This window comes from Streptosporangium sp. 'caverna' (assembly GCF_003203775.1).
In the GTDB taxonomy this organism is placed as follows: domain Bacteria; phylum Actinomycetota; class Actinomycetes; order Streptosporangiales; family Streptosporangiaceae; genus Streptosporangium; species Streptosporangium subroseum.
Map to the genome: position 1 here is coordinate 10,102,210 of NZ_CP029711.1, position 19,424 is coordinate 10,121,633.

Here is a 19,424-nt window from a genome sequence, read left to right on the forward strand (position 1 = left end):
CCCCGCGCCGGTTCCAAAGCCCTGCGGCTCGTCCGTCCCCCAACCGTCCGGGATGCCGTCGAGACCGCCCTCCTCACAGCCGGATCCGGAGTCCCCGCAGCTCAGTCCGTACCGCAAGCGGTCAGGGTCCCCTCGAATCCGTCCCCTCACCCCTGAACCTGGAGTCCCAGCAGGCGGAATGTGAAGCAGCACTGTGGGCAGGGTTAAGAAAAGCGCGATGGACACCTTCTGAGCACACCGGGCACAGTGCGTAAAGTCGGAGCCGAGGGGGAATCTTTGATGAAGGCGCTGGTCAAGGAGAGGGCCGAACCCGGCCTGTGGTTGGTGGACGTGCCGGAGCCGGTCGTCGGGCCGGGAGAAGTGCTGATCAAGGTGCTGCGCACCGGGATCTGCGGCACGGACCTGCACATCCGGAGTTTCGACGCGTGGGCGCAGCAGACGCTGCGGACACCGCTCATCATCGGGCACGAGTTCTGCGGCGAGGTCGTCGAGGTGGCGCCGGGGGTCGAGGACATCTCACCCGGCGATCTGGTCAGCGGCGAGGGGCACCTGGTCTGCGGAAAGTGCCGCAACTGCATGGCCGGGCGCCGGCACCTGTGCCGCAACACGATCGGGCTGGGGGTGAACCGTGACGGCGCCTTCGCCGAATACGTGACGCTTCCGGCCTCCAACGTCTGGGTGCACCGGATGCCGGTGGACCTCGACGTCGCCGCGATCTTCGATCCGTTCGGCAACGCCGTACACACCGCCCTGTCGTTCCCGATGGTCGGCGAGGACGTGCTGATCACGGGCGCCGGGCCGATCGGGCTGATGGCCGCCGCGGTGGCCACGCACGTGGGCGCCCGCAACGTGGTCATCACCGACGTCAGCCCCGAACGGCTGGAGCTGGCCCGCAAGCTCGGCGTCACCCTGGCGCTGAACGTCGCCGAGACGTCCGTCACGGAAGGCCTGCACCGGCTGGGCATGCGCGAGGGCTTCGACGTGGGCCTGGAGATGTCCGGGCACCCGCAGGCGCTCCGCGACATGATCGCCAACCTGTCGCACGGCGGAAAGATCGCCATGCTCGGGCTGCCCGCCGAGGAGTTCGCCGTCGACTTCGCGACGATCGTGACCTCGATGATCACCATCAAGGGCATCTACGGCCGGGAGATGTACGAGACGTGGTACGCCATGTCCGTACTTCTGGAGAAGGGCCTCGACCTCTCCCCCGTGATCACCGATCGCTTCTCCTACCGCGACTTCGACGCGGCCTTCGACACCGCCGCGAGCGGTAAGACCGGCAAGATCATCCTGGATTGGACCGCCTGATGTTCGACAATCTCCGCGACGACTTCCGCGCGACCCTGGACGAGATCTCCGCGGCGGGACTGCTCAAGCCCGAACGGGTCATCACCACCCCGCAGCGCGCGGGCATCGCCGTCGCCGGCGGCGGAGAGGTGCTCAACTTCTGCGCCAACAACTACCTGGGCCTGGCCGACCATCCCGAGGTCGTGGCCGCCGCCAAGGAGGCGCTGGACCGCTGGGGCTTCGGCATGGCGTCGGTCCGCTTCATCTGCGGCACCCAGGAGGTGCACAAGGAGCTGGAGGCGCGGCTGTCGGACTTCCTCGGCCAGGAGGACACGGTCCTGTACAGCTCGTGCTTCGACGCCAACGGCGGCGTGTTCGAGACGCTGCTCGACGACCGCGACGCGGTGATCTCCGACGCCCTCAACCACGCGAGCGTCATCGACGGCATCCGCCTGAGCAAGGCGCGCCGCCTGCGCTACGCCAACCGCGACATGGCCGAGCTGGAGGCGAGGCTCAAGGAGTCCGCCGACGCCCGGCGCAAACTGATCGTCACCGACGGCGTCTTCTCCATGGACGGCTACGTCGCGCCGCTGGACGAGATCTGCGACCTGGCCGAGCGCTACGGCGCCATGGTCATGGTCGACGACTCGCACGCGGTCGGCTTCGTCGGCGACGGCGGCCGGGGCACCCCCGAGCTGCACGGCGTGATGGACCGGGTCGACATCATCACCGGCACGCTCGGCAAGGCGCTCGGCGGGGCCAGCGGCGGCTACGTGGCGGCGCGCAAGGAGATCTGCGAGCTGCTCCGCCAGCGTTCCCGCCCCTACCTGTTCTCGAACTCGCTCGCGCCGGTGATCGCCGCCGCGTCCCTGCGCGTCCTCGACCTGATCAGCGGTTCCAACGAGGCCCGTGAGCACCTGCGCGCCAACACCGCTCGGTTCCGCGCCAAGATGACCGAGGCCGGGTTCGACATCCTGCCCGGTGACCACCCCATCGTCCCCGTGATGATCGGCGACGCCGCAGAGGCCTCCGCGATGGCCGAGCGCCTGCTGGAGCGGGGCATCTACGTCATCGGCTTCTCCTACCCCGTGGTCCCGTCCGGCCAGGCCCGGATCCGGGTCCAGCTCTCGGCGGCCCACTCCACCGAGGACGTGGACCGGGCCGTGGAGGCGTTCATCGCCGCACGCGGGTAATCCCCGGCCCGTACGGCGACGCTCTTCGGAGGGCCGGGTCATCCAGCCCCGACCCCGTACGGCAACCACCGCCCAGAAGCCGGAGCGGGCAACCAGCTCCGAACCAGGGGCGGCGGGTGGCCTTCCGGAACCCGTACGACGAGTGGTTTCCCGCCTCCGCGACAATGGAGGCGTGATTGACACGCGGCGGCTCAGGACACTGCGCGCGGTGGCCGACCATCGGACGGTCACCGCCGCGGCCGCCGCACTCCATCTGACCCCCTCGGCGGTCTCCCAGCAGCTCGTCGCGCTGGAGCACGAGGTGGGTCACCGCCTGCTCGAACGCGACGGCCGAGGCGTACGGCTGACCGCCGTCGGCCGGATCCTTCTCGGCCACACCAACGAGGTCCTCGCCCAGCTTGAGCGGGCCGGGGCCGACATCGCCGCCTACACGACCGGTACGGCGGGCGAGGTGAAGGTGGCCTCCTTCGCCACCGCGATCGGGCTGGTCGTGGCGCCGGCCATGGACACGCTCCGGGACAAGGAGCCGGGCATCCAGGTGCGGGTCCTGGACGCCGAGGGCGACCAGAGCCTCACCATGGTCCTGGACGGCGCGGTGGACGTCGCCGTCGCCGTCGAATATCGCGGGGCACCCGCCGAGGACGACCTGCGACTGTCCCGGATCCCTCTCTACTCCGAGCCGTTCGACATCGTGCTTCCCCGGGACCATCCCCTGGCGGCCGTCCCGGATCACGACGGAGAGGTGGCGCCCGCTCCGGAACGCGATGCGGGGATGCCACCGATCCCGGAACATGACGCCGGGACAGCGCCGGTCGACACGTCATCGGCCTCGACACACGACCCGAGGGCACTGCCGGTCGTCACGCCGCCGGCCCCCGAGCACGACGCCAGAGCACTGCCGGTCGTCACGCCGCCGGCCCCCGAGCGCGACGCCAGGACGCTGTCGGTCGCCGACCTGTCCGGCGAGATCTGGATCGGCCCCTATCCGGGCAATCCCTGCCACGACGTGATCGCGCTCGCCTGCGAGCACGCCGGATTCACGCCCGAGTTCGCCCACTCCTCCGACGACTTCAGCGCCGTCGTCGCGCTGGCCGCCGCCGGGGCCGGGGTGGCGATGGTGCCCCGGCTCGCCCTGCGCGGCACCGACCTGTCCGGCGTGGTGATCCGCCCGGTGCCGGGCCCGAAACGCCGCGTCTTCGCCGCCGTACGGCGAGGCGCGGAACGCCACCCCCTGCTCGTCCCCCTGCTCCACGCCCTCCAGGACGCGGCAACGGCCCTGCGTCAGGCCCCGTCCCTGTAATGGAAACCCCCGGCGGGATGCTCCAGCGGGGAAGATGAGCTAACGGCGCATGTCACAGGCTTCCGGGGGAGAGGACCCGTGTGCCGCTACCCACCGGGGTGGTCTCGATGGCTTCCAGCGGACGCCGGGAACCGTGATTCTCATCCGAATGAGGGAGGGGCGGGCATTCAGGAAGAGGGGTCATCCGGAGATCGCGGAGCGGACGTCCCGATGGGGCACTCGTCCAAGGGCTGTGGATCAGTGGGAAGCTCGCACCAGACGGTCCGGCCGGAGCCGAATCGAGGCGACGTCGTCGCACGGCCGGCCACCGGGGTAGTGACAGCGGAACACCGTCGCCCGTTCGTGGTCAGGACGCTTTCCGTGCCGCCTTGGTTTTTGTGCCGACGCCGCCGAACAAGGCGAGACCGCTGATGACGACCCGTGGCGCCCCCCGCTTCCTGCGGACGGCGCTTCTGTCGAACACCCCGAACAGGCCGAAGCCCCTGACCTCGACTTCGACGTCGTCGGGAACGACGACCTCCGCGTAACCCCAGAGAGCGAAGACGCGGATCCGGATCTCGTGGCCGGTGAAGCGGGCGTCGCGCAGGTCGATCTCGCCGCCGCCGAACATCGACAACGACGTGAACTCGCGCGGGACGACCCACTGGCCCGTACGGGTGAACCAGCCGAACACACTCATCGCGAAGCGGGAGTTGGGCTCGTCCTTCACCACCAGCGTGTCCGTGCGGCTGGGCTCGGGAAGATCGCGGCCCACGCGCTCCAGCTCGGCCCGGGTCTTGGCCCCGTAGACCTCGGTGAGCCGCTGGTCCAGCTCGCCCAGCTCGATACGTCCCTCGGCGGCGGCCGTCTGCAGCCGTTCGGCCGCACGGTCACGATCCTTGTCGGAGGCTCGCACCCGCTGGTCTGCCGAGGGGCCCGGATGGTCAACCATGCGTCAGTCCTGTCCGTTCGATCAGTGCGACTGACGCCAGTCTATTCTCCAAGTGGAGAATAAGTCATCCGGCGGGCTCCAGCCCGGATTCCTCCACCATGTAAGCCCCCAGCATCGTGGCCAGTTGGCCACGGAACGCCGCCTCGTGCGCCGGATCGTCGGGATCATGCCCCATGCCCGCCAGCCACGACTGCCCGCCGATGGCGAACCCGTACGCCGCCGACAGTCCGATCAGCGCCACCGCCTCGATGCGGGACCGGCTCGGAACGGGCCGTCCCGCCAGCGCGGCGCGGATGCCGGCCTCGATCGCGTCGATCAGCTCCACCAGCTCCGGCCGTGCGGCCCCCCGGTAGTCGGCGTGCATCTCGGCCCAGACGAACAGGCGCAGGTAGCGCTCGTCCGCCAGGGTGCCGAACAGCACTCCCATGATCCCCGCCGCGGTCGGCACGTCCCGCTCGGCCCGGATCTGCTCGCGCACCCGCTCCTCGATGCGATCGTTCTCGGCCGTCAACACCTCACGGACCAGGGCGGCATAGGTGCCGAAGTAGTGGGTCACGAGCCCATGGGCGACACCGGCGGCCTCGGCGATCTGCCTCAGGCTGACGTTGTCCGGGCCTCGTTCCCTGATCAGTCGGGCCGCCGCCGCCAGCAGCTCCGCGCGCGACTCCTCGGGACTGCGCCTGCGCCGTCTGGTTGTCATGAGCGGCAGCCTATTCTCCAATGGACAACAGACTGCCGCCGCGCCAGAGAGGGCCATGTCGAAGAGGCGATGCGCACTCATAAGAGTTGTCAGGGATTCCCTGACGGCCTAATATGTCAGGGAATCCCTGACAACTGAGGAGTGCGCTGTGACACAACCTGACACCCTGACCGAACTCGCTCGGTGTTCCTTCTGCGGCAAGCCGTCCACCGAGGTCGACAAGCTGGTCGCCGGCGCCGGCGTTTACATCTGCAACGAGTGCGTGGCCCTGTCCGCGTCGATCATCGACGGGAGCCACGGCAGTCCCGCGGGACCGCCCGTGCCCATGTGGCAGTCGCTGGCCGACGAGGAGATGCTGAGCCACATTCCGCGCGTCGCCGCGCACATCGACCAGGCCGAGGCCGACCTGCGCTCATGGGTGCAGGAACTGCGTCGGCGCGGCGTCACCTGGGCCAGGATCGGGGAGGCTCTCGGGATCACCCGTCAGTCCGCATGGGAGCGGTTCTCCGGCGAGGAGTGACGCGATCCGGAAAGATGATCACCTGGAGACCGGCGGAGCGGACGCCCCGGTGAGGTGCTCGTCTGAGGGCTGTGGATCCGCGGGAAGCTCGCACCAGACGGTCCGGCCGGGTTCCGGCCCGTTTGAGCTGTGTCCCCAGTTCCCGTCCGAGAGCACGCCGACGATCGCCAGTCCCCGCCCGCTCTCCGCGAGGGAGGGCGCCGGGTCCGCTCGGGCACGGGGTTCGCCGGCGCCCAGGCCCGCGTCCACAACCTCGATACGCAGCAGCCCGCCACACGTCACCAGCCGTAGGAGCAGCGGGTCACCGGCCTCGAATCCGGCGGCTCCGTGCCGGGAGTGCTGTACGGCATTGGTCACCAGCTCGGACACGACCAGCCGCGCGTTCTCGTAGGCCGGATGATTCTCGCCCAGCCATTTGCGGACCTCATCGCGCGCCTGCGAAGGGGACTCGGGATTGCCGGGCAGAAATATCTCCCTGATTGTCTCCAGATTCATCGGCTCGTCCCCAGAGGTGGCTGACCTGGTAGCTCCCATTCGTCCATGCACGTCAATCGGTGGGGTTCCATGAAAGCCTGGGATCGGTCCCGTCCCAACCTGACCAGGCCCCCACCAGACCGTGGGTTTCCGGCAGGTGAAGGTAACTTGTGTTCGTCGTTTTGGGGCCGGTTGTTCCCGGAGGTTCGGCGTCGCTCGCTCCGGCCGGTGGGGGGTGGGTGCGGTCGGCGTGGTCGGTGGGTGTGGATCCGTAGCCATCGATCGATGCCGGACCCTCGACCCCGCTCTGAGCATGCAACAACGGCAGACGCAACACAAAACGAGCCCCCCGCGGTGAGTCCTCGATCCGCAAACTCCCCCGATGCGCCTCAGCGATATCCCGGGAAATCGCCAACCCCAGACCACTACCCCCCGCATCCCGACGCCGCCCATCAGCAAGGCGGGTAAACCGCTCGAACACCCGCTCACGATCAGCCGGCGCCACCCCCGCCCCGTCATCGACCACCGCCAACACCGCCCGGCCATCCACCGCCTCCACCGACACCTCCACACTGGCAGCCGCATGCCGGCGAGCATTACTCAGCAAATTACCCACCACCCGAATCAACCGGATCTGCGAACCCGACACCCACACCCCCGACGCCGCATGCACATACACCGCCACCCCCGCACTCTGCGAAACCTGCATCGCCTCCTCGGTCACCAACTTGCCCAGATCAATCAACTCCCGCGCCGCCGGCTCCGCCACCCGCAACCGCGCCAGCAACAACAGATCATTGACAATCGCCTCCAACCGACCCGTCGCCGACAACGCCCCCCGCAAACTGTCGGCCGCATCCACCTCATCGGGATACAGCAACGCCTCCTCCAACTGCATCCGCAACCCCGCGATCGGAGTCCGCAACTCATGCGAGGTCGTCGAGGCGAACTGCCGCTGCTGCTCCACCGCCTCCTGCAACCGCTCCAAACTCTGATTCGCCGTCCGCGCCAGCAACGCGAACTCATCCTCACCCGCCGGCACCGGCACCCGCAGACTCACATCACTGCCGGTGATCTCCGCCATCCGCGCCCGAATCGCCGCCACCGGCCGCAACGTCCGACCCACCACCCACCACGTCAACCACCCCGCCAAACCCAGCAACACCAACGCCGCCACCGCCAAGAACAACTCCAGATAATGCCCACCCAACAACCGCGGCTCCGCACTACCCGCATAAATCACCGGCGCATCCGGAGCCGGCGAGACCCGAATCGCCATCAACAACAACCCGTTATCGTGCAACCGCTGGAAACGGTCGTTGGACGGCGGCCGTACCGTGCTCAACGGCGCGCGCCCGGTCGCGTGCCGGCTCGCCTGCACCACCGTCCCGCGGGCGTCGACCAGCTGCACCAGATCCACCTCGCCCGAAGCCGACAGCATCGCCGGCGCGGTGTTCGTGCGCACCGCCGCGCTCCACTGACTGGCCACCCGCTCGGCGTTTTTGAACACATCGTCTTCGATGCGATAGCGGATCACCAGATCGCAGCTCACCCCCACCACGACCAGCACCACCAGCAACAACGCCATCGCCGCCGTGGTGTACCGCCCCTGGATCGAACGCAGGCGCAGGATCGCACGCACACGCGATATCAACCTCACCATGTCTCCTTCCAGGATCCGTACCTACTCACGACCGGGTCGTCACGCCGCAGAGGCCCGACAGGGCTCAGGCGCCTCACGCATATCCATCACGCGGGCGCCGAATCGGAGCGGAAGGCGTACAACGCCAATGTCCGCCGAGAGACGGCCCGGGATGTCTGCCGAGAGACAGCCCGGGATCGAGAGATCGCGGTGCGCGGGGCGACGTCATACCGTCGTGACCGCGAGGCTGCCCAGCAGGGCCAGGGCATACTCGGATGGACTGGCCTGCTCGGCCTGAAAGATGAGCAGTTGCTGGCCGGGAGCGCTGTTGACGTTGAACAGCTCCCAGTTGAGGATCAGATCGCCCACCTCGCGGTGGTGGAAATGCCGGTCCATGTTGATCTTGCCGAGGTCATGGCGAGCCCACAGCCGGCGGAAGTCCGCGCTCCTGGACGAGAGCTCACCGACCAGCTCGACCAGGTACGGATCGTCGGGGTCCGCTCCCGCGGCGGCCCGCAGATGGGCCACCCTGCAGCGGGCGACGGCCTCCCAGTTCCGGTAGAACTCGTGCGCGGCGGGATCCAGGAAGACCAGCCGGACCAGGTTGTCCGCATATTCCAGACCGTCGTAGAGGACGGCGGCCAGCGGGTTCGTGGCCAGTACGTCCATCCAGCGGTTGAACACGAGCGCCGGGGTGTACGGCCAGCTGGACATCAGGCGCAGCAGGTCAGGGCTGACCCGCTCCCCCCGGCCGGTCGTTTCGCACTGCCGTGGACGCGGCTGAGCGAGTTCGCACAGGTGTGTCGCGGCGTCGGGGCCGAGACCCAGGACCCGTACCAGGGCACCGAGCACCCGCTGGGACGGATGGCGCTCGCACCCGCGCTCCAGACGGATGTAGTAGTCGGTGCTGACCCCGGCCAGCATCGCCACCTCTTCCTGCCACAGTCCCGGCATCGACCGGGGACCGGAATGCAGCAGCCCTACCTGCGCGGGGGTGGTGGCCTCGCGCCGGGCGCTCAGGAATTCACCGAGGAGATTCTCACTGTCCATTTCATCAACGTATGTCGGAAACTTGCTGGTAGGGAGGACGCAATACACCCAGGAGCGACTCTCACTGTCGGGAAACATCCCTGGTCACGCGCCCCGTCCGGCTCCCACGCTCGCGACGGGCGGGAACCGTCCGGGACGGGCGCGCGCTCGCCGTCGTGTGCCATCGCGCGTCCGGTCTGGCGTGGCGAGCGCCGCCGAGGCGGGCGCCGCCGAGGCGGGCGCCGCCGAGGCGGGCGCCGCCGAGGCGGGCGCCGCCGAGGCGGGCGCCGGCGAGTTCTCCTCCCGAGGAACCCTGAAAGTCCGGGTGCCTCAGATCTAACCGCCGCAGGCGCATCCGGCGGCCTTGGCCTGCTCAACGCTCCGAGCGGAGTCGGCGGGCCGCTCATCGACGGTACCGCAGCAGGCGTCGCCCCCGGCTGCGACGGCGGTGCTTCTGCCGAGGGTGCCGGCGTCGGCCTTGACGACGTAGACCTCCCACGGCTCCCCGCCGGGTCCGTGGACCCAGACCTTGTCCTGCAGGGCGTAGCAGCAGGAGGTGTCGTTCTCCTCGAAGGTGGCCAGGCCCGCCTCCATGAGCCGGTTGGCGGCGGCGGCGACCTCCTCCGTGGATTCCACCTCAACGCCGAGATGATCCAGACGGGTCCGCTCTCCGGGCTCCCCCTCGATCAGGACGAGCTTGAGCGGGGGCTCGGCGATGGCGAAGTTGGCGTATCCCTCACGGCGCTTGGCCGGTTCGACGCCGAACAGCTTGGAGTAGAAGGCGATCGACCCCTCAAGGTCGGCGACGCGAAGGGCGAGCTGAGCACGGGACACGGTGGCTCCCAACAGGCTGAATCGATGACTGTCTATGTATTGGCGAGCTTGCCATCTGTATCGATAGTCGTCAATATAGATATGTGTCTATCAAGAAGCCGCCGGTCATCGACCTGACCACGCCGGTCGCGTGCTGCTCGCCACTCGTGCGCGAGCCCCTGGACGAGGCCGGGGCCACCGAGCTCGCGGCGACGTTCAAGGCCCTGGCCGACCCGGTCCGCCTGCGCCTGCTGTCCCTGATCGCCTCGCATGCCGGTGGCGAGGCGTGCGTCTGTGATCTGACCGGGCCTTTCGACGTCTCCCAGCCGACGATCTCGCACCATCTGAAGGTGCTGAAGCAGGCCGGGCTGATCGATTCCGAGCGTCGCGGGACCTGGGTCTACTACCGGGTGCTCCCCCCGGCGCTGGAGCGGCTGTCGGTGCTGCTGAACACCGCGGAGGCCGGGGCGTGACCTCCGAGATCACCGTGATCCCGACCGAACCCTTGGCAGGACCCACGACAGGTCCGGCCGAGAGCACGGCGATCCCGGCCGGACCTGTCGTGGGCCGCCTGCCCCGGCTGGACCGGGGGCTCCCGATGTGGATCCCGGCCGGGGTGGTCGGGCCCCTGATCGCGGTTCCGGTCCTGGTCGGTCTGGTCTACGTCGCCCTCGCCGCCCGACGTCTTTTCCCCGGCTCCCCGGTCCCGGCCGCTCGGACGGCCGCCGTCATCGAAGGAACCGCTCGTGTCTGATCTGCCCTCCGTGTTGTTCGTGTGCGTCCACAACGCCGGCCGATCCCAGATGGCCGCCGCCTTCCTCAGCCACCTCGCCGCGGGCCGCGTCCAGGTGCGTTCGGCCGGATCCGCCCCCGCCGATGCGGTGAACCCTGCCGTCGCGGCGGCCATGGAGGAGGTCGGCGTCGACATCTCCGCCGAGGTCCCCAAGATCCTCACCGTCGAGGCCGTGCGATCCTGTGACGTGGTCATCACCATGGGCTGCGGCGACGCCTGCCCGATCTTTCCCGGCAAGCGTTACCTGGACTGGCAGCTCCCCGACCCCGCCGGACAGGGCATCGAGGCCGTCCGTCCGATCCGCGACGAGATCGAGGCCCGCGTCCGCGCCCTGATCGCCGAGATCGCCCCCGCGGACGGCCCCGCCGGCATCCGCGTCATCCCGCTGGGTCCCGAGCATGCCGAGCAGGTCCTGACGATCTACCAGCTCGGGATCGACGGAGGGCAGGCGACCTTCGAGACCACCGCCCCCGGCTGGGAGGAGTTCGACGCGGCCAAGCTGCCCGGCCACCGGCATGTCGCCCTCGACACCGACGGGCGGGTCCTGGGCTGGAGTGCTGCGGTCCCGGTCTCGGACCGGTGCGCCTACGCCGGTGTCGTCGAACACTCCGTCTACGTCCACCCCGACGCCCAGGGGCGCGGGGTGGGCCTCGCCCTCCTGCGGGCCCTGATCGCCTCCACCGAGGCGGCGGGCATCTGGACGATCCAGTCCGGGATCTTCCCCGAGAACACCGCCAGCCTCGCCCTCCACCGGCGCGCCGGGTTCCGCGTGATCGGCACCCGGATGCGCATCGGCCGCCACCACGGCGTCTGGCGCGACGTCGTCCTCGTCGAGCGCCGCAGCCCGGTGGTCTCCTGATCCCCTCGCGCGCGCTCTCGCCCGTGGCGCGGAGCCGTGGCCGGCTGTGCACTCCCGCTCACGACACGGAGCCCTGGCCGGCTTGTGCACTCCCGCTCACGACACGGAGCCGTGGTCGGCTGAACTCTGCCGTACCGGGATTCAACACTTTCGTCCCCGAGTTCGTCTGGGTTGTGACGGACCGAGGAAAGGCGAAGGTAATTGGATGACGACCCCCGCTTCGCGGACTTCGTCGCCGAGCGGGCCGACGCGCTGCTGCGTTACGGCTACGTGCTCAGCGGCAACCCCCATGATGCGGCCGACCTCACCCAGGAGGCCCTGATCCGGCTGCACCGGGCGTGGTCGCGAGTACGCCGCAAGCAGGATCCGGAGAGCTACACCAGGATGATCATGGCTCGGTTGCACATCGGCGTCTGGCGGCTGCGCCGCCGCGAGCGGCTCACCTGGGAGCTGCCGGAAGGACTACATCTGGACGTGCTGCCCTCCGAAGTGGAGCAGGGGCTCTGGCAGGCGCTCGAAGGCCTGCCCCGCAAGCAGCGGGCCGTACTCGTCCTGCGCTACTACGAGCAACTGACCGACGCGGAGATCTCCGGCGTCCTCGGCATCTCCCGTGGGACCGTCCGCAGTCATGCCTCGCTCGGCCTGAACAAGCTCCGCTCCGCCGTACCGCACCCCACAGCCGCCAACGGGAGCGCCCTATGAACGACGACCTGGAAGACGTCCTTCGCCGGACTCTCGGTCATGCCTCACAGCGCGCGCCGCAAGCACCGAGCAACCTGTCCTCGCAGGTCATGACCCACTCCATCCGACGCAGGACACGCGTGCAGACCCTGGTCGCGGCCCTCGCGGTCGCGGTGGTGGCGAGCGGGGCCGTGGTGACGGTACGCGGCGCCGGCGACGACCCCGCCCCTCCGGTCGTGAATCCGACCCAGGCTCCGAGCTCCGTGACCGCGACGCCGTCCCCTTCCGGCAAGCAGGCGTTCGTGACTCCCGAGCCCATCGAGAAGGTCTGGCCGCAGGCGGTCTGGAAGATCCCGGCCAAGCTACCCGGAATCCGCAAGTACCAGCCGCGGATCTTCATCGACGACCGCACTCTGCTGCTGGAGACCTGGGGGAGCTTCGAGAAGGCCGACGCGATCTACGCCTACGACCTGGACAGCGGCCAGGTTCGCAAGATCGCCGATATCCGCACGCCGAAGGGGGTCTTCTCCTCCGGTTACACGGCGGGCGCCGGTCGGATCGTCTGGCAGACGGTCGACGAGGTCGACGGCAACGGGGTCACGGAGTTCTGGTCGGTCCCGATCACAGGCGGGCAGCCCACGGTCATCAACACGGCAGGCCCGGTCAAGGGTGTCGGCGAACACCTCACCGTGGTCGGCGACAAACTGGCCTTCTCCCTCTTCGAAGGCGGTGTCTTCACGATCCCCCTCGGGGGCGGGACGGTGGAGCCTGTCGCGGGCGCCGACAGACATCACATCCTGCGCTGGCCCTGGGTGGGCACGCCGGGTGAGTACGCACAGAACCATGAGACGAGCTTCGAGGACCTGCTCAACGTCGAGACCGGCGAGACGAGCAAGGCGGTCGTCCGGCCGGGCGAGCAGAACGTACGCTGCGGCGTGACGACCTGCGTCGGCGAGAGGCCAGGAAGCCCGTCCTTCTACCGGCTGCGTGACGGCTCGCAGGAACGAGATCTGCCCGGTTCCGCATTTCGGGGGCTGGCCGCCGACCGTTTCCAAACCGTGTTCTCGCCCGTGCCGCGGGGAGGCCAATACCTGATCGACCTGGTCACCGGAGAGTCCGGCGACCTGGGCCTGTCCCCTCCCGGTGCCAAGGGTCAGTCCATCGTTGTGCAGCTCGGCATAGGCGACAGCCGCCTGGTGTCCTACCCGATCAAGGACGAACACGTGGTCATCGACCTCGCGAAGATTCGGTGAGCGAGTGTCCTGACACAGCCACACACACCTGAGGTCCCGGACTTCCACCTGCCCGCGCGGTGAGCACCGCGCGGGCAGGGCGCGCCGCGTGGCGGCCCTCAGGCGCCGGAGGCGGCGATCACCTCGGAGACCAGTCCCGGCGAGGTGACCAGGCGGGCGTACTCGGGCTGGCGCAGCTCGCCGCCCATGAACGGGTGGGGGTTGCGGTGGACGGCGGGGCTGGGCGCGTCCACCAGGGCCGCGAAGTGGATCTCCTTGACCCCCGTCGCCTCGACCACGCGGCCGACGTTGCGGGGGGTGATCCCGCCCCCGGGCATGATGACGATGCGGTCCTGTGCCCGCTCGACCAGGGAGGCGATCAGCGGCGCGCCCTCGAACGCCGTGATGTCCTGGCCGGAGGTGAGCACCCGGTCGACGCCGAGCGAGACGAGCGTCTCCAGGGCGGCGAACGGGTCGGCGGTCATGTCGAAGGCCCGGTGGAAGGTGATCGAGAGTCCCCCTGCCGCGCCGATGAGCCGCTTGGCCACCTCGACGTCCACCTCGCCCGACGGCGTCAGCACCCCGATCACCACGCCCTGCGCGCCCGCGTCCCTGATGGTGGCGATGTCACGCTCCATGGCCGCGACCTCGTACTCGTCGTAGATGAAGTCACCGCCGCGAGGGCGGATGATCGCGTGAACGCGGATCGCCGTGACCGCGGCGAGGGTCGCCTCGACGGTGCCGAGGGTCGGGGTGAGACCACCCTCGAAGAGCGCCGAGCACAGCTCGACCCGGTGCGCCCCCGCCTGCTCGGCCGCCAGCGCCCCCGCCGTGCTGTCGATGCAGATCTCGTAGGTGAGACTCATTTTTCCTCCAGAACATGGATCTCGCCGACCGGGAGGCCCCCGCCCAGCACCGGAACGGTCGTGAACCCGGCCGCCGCCGCGACGTCGCCCCCCGCGGCCCGGAGTACGGCCAGCGCGATCGCGGTCGTGGCCCGGGGACTCCCGTCGATGACCTTGACCGCCGCCGCGTGCCCCGTGGCGAGCGCGACGACGAGCACGCCCTCGGCTCCGCCCTTCGCCAGCGCCCCCGGCAGCGCCCGCATCAGGGAGGTGTTCACGTGACCGGTCCCGCCGACGTACTCGGGATATTCACGCATCGCGTCGGCGACGGCCCGCGGCGCCGATCCGGGCTCGGCACGGACCAGCCCCTGTACGGCCCGCGCCAGCCCGGTCAGCGACAGCCCGAAGAGCGGCGCGCCGCACCCGTCGATCGCGACGTGGGCCGTCTTCTCCCCCGACAACTCCTCGACCACGGCCTGGATCCGGCGCTGCACGGGGTGAGCGGCGTCGAGATAGGAGTCGACGGCCCAGCCGGAGGCCACGGACGCGGTGAGCATCGCGGCGTGCTTGCCCGAGCAGTTCATCCGCTCGCGCGAGGCCGGCAGGCCGTTTCGGATCAGTCCGTGCCGGGTGGCCTCGTCCTCCGGCCAGTCCACGGGGCAGCCGAGGGCGTCGAACCCGAGCCCGGCCTCGCCGAGCATCTCGGCGACCAGCCGTACGTGGAAGTCCTCACCCGTGTGGCTGCCCGCGGCGATCGCCAGGCGCGGGCCGTGCAGATCGGCTCCGGACAGCAGGCACCCGAGTGCCTGGAACGGCTTGGCCGACGAGCGCGGCAGCACCGGCGCGCCGACCCGGCCCCGGGCGACGACCGTAGTGCCGTCGGGCGCGAGGCCGACGGCGCTGCCGAAGTGCACGCTCTCGACGAACCCGGAGCGCACCACCTCGGCGAGCGGGACGAACCCGGGATCTCCCCCGGCAGGCGAGACGAGGCCGGAGCTCCCATCGGCGAGCGGAACGAATCCGGAAGGCCCTTCGACGAGCGAGACGAGTCCGGAACGCCCGTCAGCGGCCGAGACGAATCCAGAACCTCCATCGGCACGTGGGACAGGTCCGGAAGATGGCGGGACGGGTTCAGGCACGGATGAGGCTCCTTCGCGGCCGGCGGGCTTGCGGGGTGCGCGCTTCGAGGACGCGGGCGAGTTTGGACAGGGACGCGTTGACCACCAGGTAGGTCAGCGCGACGATGATGTAGGTCTGGATGAGCAGGCCGTTGTAGGTCGCCAGGACCTTGCCGCTGTACAGCAGCTCGGCGTAGCTGACCACAAAGCCGAGCGAGGTGTCCTTCAGCAGTCCGACCGACTGGCTGACGATCGAGGGCAGCACCCTGCGGGCCGCCTGCGGCAGCACGATCAGCCGCATCGTCCGGCCGTAGGTGAGGCCGACCGCGAGGCCGGCCTCGCTCTGACCGCGCTCGATGGATCCGATCCCGGCTCGGAAGATCTCCGCGAAGGCCGCGGCGTTCGAGACCGACAGCGGCACCACGAGCTTCCAGAACAGCGGCAGATCCAGTCCGTACCTGGGCAGCGCGAACAGCACGAGGTAGACCAGCAGCAACGCCGGGATGGTCCGCACGACCTCCACGTACGTGGCGGCGGGCAGGCGCACCCACCGGCGCCGCGACAGCCGTCCGAGGGCCAGCATCAGCCCCGCCGCCATCGAGAGCGCGGCCGAGACGACGGCCGCCAGCGCGGTGGACCAGAGCCCGTTCAGCAGGTAGCGCCACATCGGCCACGTCGCGTACGGCTGCCAGCGGTCGGCGTCGAGCTGGCCGTTGGCCGCGAACTGGCGTACGGCCAGCGCCAGCAGGCCGAGGATCGCGACCGCCCCCACCACGGTCGCGATCCGGATCCTGCGTCGGGCACGCGGGCCCGGCTCGTCGAAGAGCAGGCTGCTCATCGCGCCCTCACCCGCCGTCGTTCGCGGCTCATCGGCCTCACCCGCCGTCGTTCGCGGCTCATCGGGCCCTCACCGGCCATTGTTCGAGGCTCATGACCGGCTGCCGTTCGAAGCTCATCGGACCGCCACCGACCATCGTTCGAAGCTCATCGGATCATCACCAGCCGTCGTTCGAGCCGCCCGGTGACGAACCCGGCGCAGGCGGCGATCAGCGCGTAGGCCAGGCCCGCCCCAATGAAGATCGGAATGGGCTGGGCCTCCATGAGGTTCACCCGGTTCGCGGCCGCGGTCAGGTCGACCACGCCGACCGCGCCGGCCAGCGCGGTGTTCATCGCCAGCGCGATGAAGATGTTGCCCATCGGCTGGATCACCGTGCGCAGCGCCTGCGGCAGGACCACGTGGCGCAGGGACTGGCCGAAGGTCAGGCCGAGCGCGCGTGCCGCCTCGCCCTGCCCCACCGCGATCGCGTTGACGCCGGACCGCAGCGCCTCGGCGATGTAGGCGGCCTCGTAGAGCGCGATGACCACGACGGCCGTCACGAGCAGGCTCGCCTTGATCCCGATCTCCGGCAGGCCGAAGACCGCCAGCACGAGAAGCACGAGGAGGGGCAGGTTCTGGAAGGTCTCCACGTAGGCCGTACCGATCCCGCGCAGAACACCGACCGGGCTGACCCGCATGGCGGTGATCGCGACCCCCACGACCACGGCGCCGACGAACGACGCCGCGATCAGCTGGAGGGTCACGATCAGCCCCTCCCAGAACTCGGGAAGGTGATCCAGGAAGGCGGACATCAGGAACCCGGAACCGATCCGATCTGCGGCGGGGTGGGAGCCTCGCCCTGCACGACCGTGCCGAGGGAGTTCTTCCAGGTCTTCTGCCAGAGGCCGTCGGCCTGGATCTTCAGCAGCCAGTCGTTGACGAACTTCTTGAACTGATCGTCGCCGTGCTTGAGGCCGATGCCGTACGGGTCGCTCGTGAACGGCGAGCCGATGATCTGGACCGACGGGTCCTTCTGGGCGTTGGCGATGAGGAGCGTCTCGTCCTGGACGTAGGCGACGCCGCGGTCCTGCTTGAGCGCCTGCATGCACTCGGGGTCGCTGCCGAACGTCACGATCTTCGCCTGCGGCGCAAGTTTCTTGATCGCCGGGATGGCCGGGGTGTTGGCTCCGGCGATGACGGTCTTGCCGTTCAGGTCCTCCGGCTTGGCGATCCCCGTCGCGCCCTTCTTGACCGCGATGGTCAGGCCCGAGGAGTAGTACGGCCCGGCGAAGGCGACCTGCTCGGCCCGCTCCGGCGTGATCGTGTAGGTCTGGAGGACGACGTCCACGGTGCCGTTGCTCAGCAGCGCCTCACGGGTCTCCGACGCCGCGTTGACCATCTTCACCTTGGGCTCGCCGATGATGTACTTGGCGAGCGCCTTGCCCATGTCGGCGTCGAATCCCTCGATCTCGCCGGTCACCGGGTTCTGCTGCGACAGCAGCGGAGCGTCGAGCGACCCGCCGACGATCAGCTCGCCGCGCTGCTTGATCTTCTCCATCGTGGAGCCGGGCAGGATGTCGGCCGCAGCCGCCACCGGCGCGGCGGCGAGCAGGTCACTACCGCCCTTGGTCGCGCCCGGCACCGCCGGGCCGGCCGAGTCCGTGCCAGCGCAGGCCGAGAGGCCGATCATCGACACGGCGGCGACAGCGGCCATCCGCTTCAGGGACACCATCGGGCCCACCATCCTTTGTGATCAGCCTGAGTCATTGCATCTTCCTTCGAAATCGAAGACAAATCGGAAGGTAACGGATGATTCCGGTGGAAGTCAACGGATTGCCGTAGTAAGTACAGACGTGGTATTCCTCTTGTCCATGTCAGGCAAAGAGAGGCTGCCCGTGCGGGGGGCGCAGGGCGATCTTCTGCGCCTCGTCGCCAACGGCCACGCCGAGTCGCGCGCCGAGCTGGCCCGCCTGTCCGGCCTGGCGGCGTCGAGCGTGTCCCTGCGGGTCGAGGAGCTGATCGACACCGGCCTGCTCGTCGAGGAGGGGTCGGGCACCTCGCGGGGCGGGCGGCGGCCACGGCGGCTGCAGGTCAGCTCCACCGCCGGGGTGCTCGCGGTGGCCGATCTCGGGGCGCACCACGCCCGTCTGGGCCTGCTCGACCTCAGCGGCACCCCGCTGGTCGTCGAGGAACGCCCCTGCGACATAGCGCTGGGCCCCGAGGCGACCCTTGACTGGATGGCGGCCTCGTTCGACGAGCTGCTGCTGGCCCACGGCCCGTCCGGCGCCCCCCTGCGCGGGGTCGGCACCGGCATCCCCGGTCCCGTGGACCCCGCCAGCGGTCGTGTGGTGTCCCCCTCGCGCATGCCCGGCTGGAACAACTTCCCCGTCGCCGAGTATCTCGACGCGCGCTACGGCCTGCCGGTCCTCGTCGAGAACGACGCCAATCTCCTGGCCGTCGGCGAGGCCCGCGCGTGGCCCGGCTGCGACAACCTCATGGTTCTGAAGGCCGGCAGCGGCATCGGATGCGGTGTGATCGTCAACGGCCGCCTGCACCGGGGGCGCGGCGCGGCCGGCGACATCAGCCACGTCCGGGTCAGGACCGACTCCTCCGTCATGTGCTCCTGCGGCCACCCCGACTGCCTGGAGGCCTACGCGAGCGGCGCCGCCCTGATGGGCGCCCTGGCCGAGCAGGGCATCGCCGTACGGCGGCCCGCCGATCTTGTCGCCCTCGTCGACGACGGGGTGCCCGAGGCCACCGCCCTGATCAGAAACGCGGGACGCCTGATCGGCGAGGTGCTCACCGTCCTGGTCAACTTCCTCAACCCCGACGCCATCGTGGTCGGCGGCAGCCTGTCCACCGCCGAGCCGCTGATCTCGTCGATCCGCGCCGCCGTCTACGAACGCTGCCTGCCCCTGGCGACCCGCGACCTGGAGATCGCCGTCACGCGCTCGGGCCCGGACGCGGCGCTGCTGGGCGCCGGGTCACTGCTCCTGGACACCGTACTGAGCTGAGACGCGGGCGCCGAACCCCTGGACGCCGTACCGAACTGAGAGGCGGAGATCGGGCCCCTGAACTCTCTACCAAGCGGAGACGCGGACACCGGGCCCTGAACGCCGTACCGGGCTGAGGCTCGGGCACCGATCGGTTCCGGGCTCAGCTCCCGAACGCCGTACCGAGCCGGACGCGT

At 69.6% G+C, this 19,424-nt stretch carries 21 protein-coding genes and 2 pseudogenes; 11 read left to right on the forward strand and 12 right to left on the reverse strand.

Annotation, left to right across the window (positions count from 1 at the left end; translation table 11 throughout):
* Window positions 1-279 precede the first annotated feature (279 nt).
* From tdh to DKM19_RS43610, 3 genes are all read left to right on the forward strand, one after another.
* Window positions 280-1,308 carry an L-threonine 3-dehydrogenase gene (gene tdh, locus DKM19_RS43600; RefSeq protein ID WP_110704432.1) on the forward strand — a complete coding sequence of 343 codons (1,029 nt, stop codon included), beginning with the start codon at window positions 280-282 and terminating at the stop codon, window positions 1,306-1,308.
* The gene (locus DKM19_RS43605) at window positions 1,308-2,480 is read left to right on the forward strand and encodes a glycine C-acetyltransferase (RefSeq protein ID WP_110704434.1); all 1,173 of its coding nucleotides are present in this window, start codon (window positions 1,308-1,310) and stop codon (window positions 2,478-2,480) included. The genes tdh and DKM19_RS43605 overlap by 1 nt, the downstream gene beginning before the upstream one ends.
* 172 nt (window positions 2,481-2,652) lie before the next feature.
* Entirely contained in the window at window positions 2,653-3,780 is a 1,128-nt protein-coding gene (locus DKM19_RS43610) for a LysR substrate-binding domain-containing protein (RefSeq protein WP_110704436.1), read from the forward strand.
* A gap of 346 nt (window positions 3,781-4,126) precedes the next feature.
* Here the strand turns inward: DKM19_RS43610 and DKM19_RS43615 are convergent, their stop codons facing one another.
* A complete protein-coding gene (locus DKM19_RS43615; RefSeq protein WP_110704438.1) occupies window positions 4,127-4,711 on the reverse strand; it encodes a DUF1707 domain-containing protein in 585 nt (194 codons plus the stop codon).
* Window positions 4,712-4,775: 64 nt separating this feature from the next.
* On the reverse strand, window positions 4,776-5,411 hold the full coding sequence (locus DKM19_RS43620; RefSeq protein WP_239513912.1) for a TetR/AcrR family transcriptional regulator: 636 nt from the start codon (window positions 5,409-5,411) through the stop codon (window positions 4,776-4,778).
* 148 nt (window positions 5,412-5,559) lie between these two features.
* Between DKM19_RS43620 and DKM19_RS43625 the strand changes: the two genes are divergently transcribed.
* Window positions 5,560-5,931 carry a ClpX C4-type zinc finger protein gene (locus DKM19_RS43625; RefSeq protein ID WP_110704440.1) on the forward strand — a complete coding sequence of 124 codons (372 nt, stop codon included), beginning with the start codon at window positions 5,560-5,562 and terminating at the stop codon, window positions 5,929-5,931.
* An 18-nt stretch (window positions 5,932-5,949) separates the two neighbouring features.
* Here the strand turns inward: DKM19_RS43625 and DKM19_RS50285 are convergent, their stop codons facing one another.
* From DKM19_RS50285 to DKM19_RS43650, 5 genes are all read right to left on the reverse strand, one after another.
* Window positions 5,950-6,426 carry an ATP-binding protein gene (locus DKM19_RS50285; protein WP_162642209.1) on the reverse strand — a complete coding sequence of 159 codons (477 nt, stop codon included), beginning with the start codon at window positions 6,424-6,426 and terminating at the stop codon, window positions 5,950-5,952.
* Window positions 6,427-6,478: 52 nt separating this feature from the next.
* Window positions 6,479-8,047 carry a HAMP domain-containing sensor histidine kinase gene (locus DKM19_RS52675; protein ID WP_255415476.1) on the reverse strand — a complete coding sequence of 523 codons (1,569 nt, stop codon included), beginning with the start codon at window positions 8,045-8,047 and terminating at the stop codon, window positions 6,479-6,481.
* A 225-nt stretch (window positions 8,048-8,272) separates the two neighbouring features.
* A complete protein-coding gene (locus DKM19_RS43640) occupies window positions 8,273-9,097 on the reverse strand; it encodes a helix-turn-helix domain-containing protein (protein WP_110704444.1) in 825 nt (274 codons plus the stop codon).
* 61 nt (window positions 9,098-9,158) lie between these two features.
* The gene (locus DKM19_RS53170) at window positions 9,159-9,431 is read right to left on the reverse strand and encodes a pentapeptide repeat-containing protein (protein ID WP_110704446.1); all 273 of its coding nucleotides are present in this window, start codon (window positions 9,429-9,431) and stop codon (window positions 9,159-9,161) included.
* A complete protein-coding gene (locus DKM19_RS43650; protein WP_110704448.1) occupies window positions 9,413-9,910 on the reverse strand; it encodes an ArsI/CadI family heavy metal resistance metalloenzyme in 498 nt (165 codons plus the stop codon). The genes DKM19_RS53170 and DKM19_RS43650 overlap by 19 nt, the downstream gene beginning before the upstream one ends.
* An 83-nt stretch (window positions 9,911-9,993) precedes the next feature.
* Here DKM19_RS43650 and DKM19_RS43655 point away from each other — a divergent pair, with 83 nt between their 5' ends.
* From DKM19_RS43655 to DKM19_RS43675, 6 genes and pseudogenes are all read left to right on the forward strand, one after another.
* A complete protein-coding gene (locus tag DKM19_RS43655; RefSeq protein WP_239513914.1) occupies window positions 9,994-10,362 on the forward strand; it encodes a metalloregulator ArsR/SmtB family transcription factor in 369 nt (122 codons plus the stop codon).
* 137 nt (window positions 10,363-10,499) lie between these two features.
* Window positions 10,500-10,643, forward strand: a pseudogene (locus DKM19_RS43660) (arsenical-resistance protein); the annotation flags it as partial.
* A pseudogene (locus DKM19_RS51345) lies at window positions 10,636-11,034 on the forward strand (arsenate reductase ArsC); the annotation flags it as partial. The pseudogenes DKM19_RS43660 and DKM19_RS51345, both read left to right, overlap by 8 nt.
* A gap of 81 nt (window positions 11,035-11,115) precedes the next feature.
* Window positions 11,116-11,541, forward strand: coding sequence for an N-acetyltransferase family protein (locus DKM19_RS43665; protein ID WP_369990745.1), 426 nt, complete (start codon window positions 11,116-11,118; stop codon window positions 11,539-11,541).
* Between the two features lie 201 nt (window positions 11,542-11,742).
* A complete protein-coding gene (locus tag DKM19_RS43670; protein WP_110704450.1) occupies window positions 11,743-12,243 on the forward strand; it encodes a SigE family RNA polymerase sigma factor in 501 nt (166 codons plus the stop codon).
* Window positions 12,240-13,475 (forward strand): hypothetical protein, encoded by a 1,236-nt coding sequence (locus tag DKM19_RS43675; RefSeq protein WP_110704452.1) that lies wholly within the window; start codon window positions 12,240-12,242, stop codon window positions 13,473-13,475. The genes DKM19_RS43670 and DKM19_RS43675 overlap by 4 nt, the downstream gene beginning before the upstream one ends.
* 98 nt (window positions 13,476-13,573) lie before the next feature.
* Here the strand turns inward: DKM19_RS43675 and DKM19_RS43680 are convergent, their stop codons facing one another.
* The 5 genes from DKM19_RS43680 to DKM19_RS43705 all read right to left on the reverse strand — a co-directional run bounded on the left by DKM19_RS43680 (window position 13,574) and on the right by DKM19_RS43705 (window position 17,966).
* Complete coding sequence (locus DKM19_RS43680) at window positions 13,574-14,320, reverse strand: copper homeostasis protein CutC (protein WP_110704454.1); 747 nt, start codon at window positions 14,318-14,320, stop codon at window positions 13,574-13,576.
* A complete protein-coding gene (locus DKM19_RS43685) occupies window positions 14,317-15,240 on the reverse strand; it encodes an asparaginase (RefSeq protein WP_110704456.1) in 924 nt (307 codons plus the stop codon). Before DKM19_RS43685 ends, DKM19_RS43680 begins: the two co-directional genes overlap by 4 nt.
* 190 nt (window positions 15,241-15,430) lie before the next feature.
* A complete protein-coding gene (locus DKM19_RS43695) occupies window positions 15,431-16,255 on the reverse strand; it encodes an amino acid ABC transporter permease (RefSeq protein ID WP_110704460.1) in 825 nt (274 codons plus the stop codon).
* Window positions 16,256-16,401: 146 nt separating this feature from the next.
* Window positions 16,402-17,046 carry an amino acid ABC transporter permease gene (locus DKM19_RS43700; RefSeq protein ID WP_110704462.1) on the reverse strand — a complete coding sequence of 215 codons (645 nt, stop codon included), beginning with the start codon at window positions 17,044-17,046 and terminating at the stop codon, window positions 16,402-16,404.
* Entirely contained in the window at window positions 17,046-17,966 is a 921-nt protein-coding gene (locus tag DKM19_RS43705; protein WP_110706403.1) for a glutamate ABC transporter substrate-binding protein, read from the reverse strand. The genes DKM19_RS43700 and DKM19_RS43705 overlap by 1 nt, the downstream gene beginning before the upstream one ends.
* Before the next feature lie 139 nt (window positions 17,967-18,105).
* On the opposite strand from DKM19_RS43705, the gene DKM19_RS43710 reads away from it, so the two are divergent.
* The gene (locus tag DKM19_RS43710) at window positions 18,106-19,248 is read left to right on the forward strand and encodes an ROK family transcriptional regulator (RefSeq protein WP_239513915.1); all 1,143 of its coding nucleotides are present in this window, start codon (window positions 18,106-18,108) and stop codon (window positions 19,246-19,248) included.
* Window positions 19,249-19,424 lie beyond the last annotated feature (176 nt).

Coding starts and splice junctions, on each gene's coding strand:
- tdh (WP_110704432.1), top strand. CDS start 280: ATGAAGGCGCTGGTCAAGGAGAGGGCCGAACCCGGCCTGTGGTTGGTG.
- DKM19_RS43605 (WP_110704434.1), top strand. CDS start 1,308: ATGTTCGACAATCTCCGCGACGACTTCCGCGCGACCCTGGACGAGATC.
- DKM19_RS43615 (WP_110704438.1), bottom strand. CDS start 4,711: ATGGTTGACCATCCGGGCCCCTCGGCAGACCAGCGGGTGCGAGCCTCC.
- DKM19_RS43620 (WP_239513912.1), bottom strand. CDS start 5,411: ATGACAACCAGACGGCGCAGGCGCAGTCCCGAGGAGTCGCGCGCGGAG.
- DKM19_RS50285 (WP_162642209.1), bottom strand. CDS start 6,426: ATGAATCTGGAGACAATCAGGGAGATATTTCTGCCCGGCAATCCCGAG.
- DKM19_RS43640 (WP_110704444.1), bottom strand. CDS start 9,097: ATGGACAGTGAGAATCTCCTCGGTGAATTCCTGAGCGCCCGGCGCGAG.
- DKM19_RS53170 (WP_110704446.1), bottom strand. CDS start 9,431: ATGCGCCTGCGGCGGTTAGATCTGAGGCACCCGGACTTTCAGGGTTCC.
- DKM19_RS43675 (WP_110704452.1), top strand. CDS start 12,240: ATGAACGACGACCTGGAAGACGTCCTTCGCCGGACTCTCGGTCATGCC.
- DKM19_RS43680 (WP_110704454.1), bottom strand. CDS start 14,320: ATGAGTCTCACCTACGAGATCTGCATCGACAGCACGGCGGGGGCGCTG.
- DKM19_RS43695 (WP_110704460.1), bottom strand. CDS start 16,255: ATGAGCAGCCTGCTCTTCGACGAGCCGGGCCCGCGTGCCCGACGCAGG.
- DKM19_RS43700 (WP_110704462.1), bottom strand. CDS start 17,046: ATGTCCGCCTTCCTGGATCACCTTCCCGAGTTCTGGGAGGGGCTGATC.
- DKM19_RS43705 (WP_110706403.1), bottom strand. CDS start 17,966: ATGGTGTCCCTGAAGCGGATGGCCGCTGTCGCCGCCGTGTCGATGATC.
- DKM19_RS43710 (WP_239513915.1), top strand. CDS start 18,106: ATGTCAGGCAAAGAGAGGCTGCCCGTGCGGGGGGCGCAGGGCGATCTT.